General features: G+C 40.4%; 3 protein-coding genes. All 3 read left to right on the forward strand.

Annotated features, from left to right (window positions below; genetic code table 11):
• Positions 1–403: hypothetical protein (locus tag MRX98_RS21570; protein WP_246915167.1), on the forward strand; the 403-nt coding region annotated here is incomplete at its 5' end.
• A 158-nt stretch (positions 404–561) separates the two neighbouring features.
• Positions 562–1509 carry a hypothetical protein gene (locus MRX98_RS21575; protein ID WP_246915170.1) on the forward strand — a complete coding sequence of 316 codons (948 nt, stop codon included), beginning with the start codon at positions 562–564 and terminating at the stop codon, positions 1507–1509.
• Between the two features lie 190 nt (positions 1510–1699).
• Entirely contained in the window at positions 1700–2263 is a 564-nt protein-coding gene (locus MRX98_RS21580; protein ID WP_246915173.1) for a hypothetical protein, read from the forward strand.
• Positions 2264–2456: the final 193 nt, after the last annotated feature.

Here is a 2456-nt window from a genome sequence, read left to right on the forward strand (position 1 = left end):
TAAGGTGGTCACCGCCCACGAGGCGCGGATCAACTTCCATGGGTGGATCGGGGAGGGGTATACGGTGATTGATCCGAATACCGGGGCCGGGGCATACATGATTGCCGGTGGGAGTAATGGAGGTGTACTTATTTCGCCTCTCGTTGATCTTTTCTCATGGTTGCAGAATATCGATTGGTGGAAGGTTTACGATTATGCGTCATTTTTCTATACTTTGCTTGGTGCAGTGATTATTGCAATTGGCTTAACAATATTTTTAACTACCACAGGTGTAGCCGTTGCTGTAGCATTGCCTGTTGCAATCGTAACTGCGGCTTTTATCGGGGCGGCTCATTTAATGCTGAGTATGCTTTCCCCAGTAAGGAGGATAATCCAGGGTGTCATCGTATATCGTTATAGCTGACCAATAGTCCATTGGTTCCAACTGTGATGGTCTCGTAAAAAGTCGTAATTTTCAGTTATAAACGATTTAACTATTTGTAATTATACGATGGCAATTTGCAAAAACCTACTTTTTGGTACTTTTTACGAGACCATCAACTGTTATGATGAGGTGTATAAATGGGAAAAATCATAAATATTTGCTGTTGTGCTATATTTATGGTGTTGTGGCTTTTATATTTCTTATCCATGGAAGTGCCAAATTGGAAAACTTCTCGGTATTTGGGGGGTATGGCGATATTATTCTATCTTCTGCCGATCATTATATTTGCCATAATTAAATTCTCAAAATATGCGTTAATATTATGGTCTGCTTTAATGTTTTTTTCCATTATAATTTTTATTAATCACCTCCACGGTTATTTATTATATAATCATGTCGCTCCGCCAAACCTAATTTTAGCGTACATCATCGTAAGTATGCCCGCGTATTTTGGGGCTGCTGGATACACGGCCATAATAATGTGTGTTTTCAAGATGGGTTCAATCTATGACTATCAAGACCCATCAGAAGGGTTTAAGGAGCTGATTGGCTTATCCATATATACAATGATGCCTTCCTTTGCAGCTATGCTTGCAACCTTTTCAGCTAAGCCGATGGTGGTACATGTCGTAAATCGCAATTTTGCCTTAAACGTTGGGTATGAATACATTATATCCGCCTTTATCGTCGCCCTAATTTATTTCGTTTATGAAACATTAATAATTTCAGATGAATCGATAAATTATTACGCCAAGCCATTTAAAAGAATAAGTAATTATACCATCCCGATGGTAAAGAGGTACTGTATAATAGGCTTGCCGGCATTTGCTTTAATCTCTTTTGCCTTGGAGTTATTTCGCAGAGCCAACTGGCTTATATGGGGACAAAGTATGATTTTGTTCTATGTTGGCGCGTACCTGATGTTTAAGTTTGGGAAAGTTTTGTTTGTGCCTTTACCTACATCCGGGATCAGACCGAATAATCTCTATCCATATTTGCCAAGGATGAGGAGTAAGAAAAAAATTTTCACGATGATATTTTTTGTGGGCCTTTATGGAGCCGTGTTCCATATTCTTTTTTGGTAGCCATTGAAAAGATAGACGAACTTGAATGTAAACCATTTGGGTACCATTTGGGTTGACGGGGAGAATGGCTAATGTCAAAGCCACCTTGTTTTCCGCGCTTTTTCGATGGCCGAGGCAATGGATTTTAAGGAACACTCTTCAATTTCCAAGCTGCCCATAACCTTATATGTAAAGAAAAGAATAGAAGTCCATGAAACATTCTTCCTTCCATGCCGTGTTCGTTGCAATAGTGGTAGCCTTGCTATGGTTGGCCACAATGACGTATGTCGCTATCGGTCAATATCTGCATCTAACTGGCGGTATCGAAACGTCTTCGAATTGGCCCATTGCTGTTAGGGCGGTTCTATATTTGTTGGTGCTGTGCAGTATCATGTTGGCGTCTGTTTTGTATCGACATGTCCGAAATATGCGGTCAACGACTTCGAAAAACATGCTGGTTGGAAAGCAAATCGCTGTTTTCATGATTGTTGCTGTTATACTTTCCGTTCAGTGCTTTTTGGCATTTGTATTGTTTCTTTCAGGCGGCCCGATCATCGATTTACAGATTTGTGGTGGCTTGGCTTTGATTGGGATTTTCTTCTGGACCTTTATTAATCGTGAAGTATTCGTGCTTAAAAATTCAGAAGCTGGTAAATCCTTATGGAATAAGCTCCAAATGCGTCATTTCAATTTGGTATTAGTGATTTGCGGCATCCTTATGGTCACATTTCTTGCGATCAATATTGTATCATTATGGTTCCTTCAAAGCACTTGATCTATCTATTCCAATAGGGCTTTTGCACGTTTCGGGGGAAAGAGACGAATATGAAAGAGGAGGACCTGCGACAGATAATCAGTTACCATAGTGTCTATTGCGCTGACCTCTGGTCCCTGTGTCACGTAAAACCAGTATTGGTGGACTCGTCGCTTCGTATAAGCTGGGAATGCAATTGGAAGAAAACGTACCT

It is taken from the genome of Desulfatitalea alkaliphila (assembly GCF_022968795.1).
GTDB lineage: Bacteria > Desulfobacterota > Desulfobacteria > Desulfobacterales > Desulfosarcinaceae > Desulfatitalea > Desulfatitalea alkaliphila.

Excerpts from the sequence above, each read along its gene's own strand:
- MRX98_RS21575 (WP_246915170.1), top strand. The coding sequence starts at position 562 with ATGGGAAAAATCATAAATATTTGCTGTTGTGCTATATTTATGGTGTTG.
- MRX98_RS21580 (WP_246915173.1), top strand. The coding sequence starts at position 1,700 with ATGAAACATTCTTCCTTCCATGCCGTGTTCGTTGCAATAGTGGTAGCC.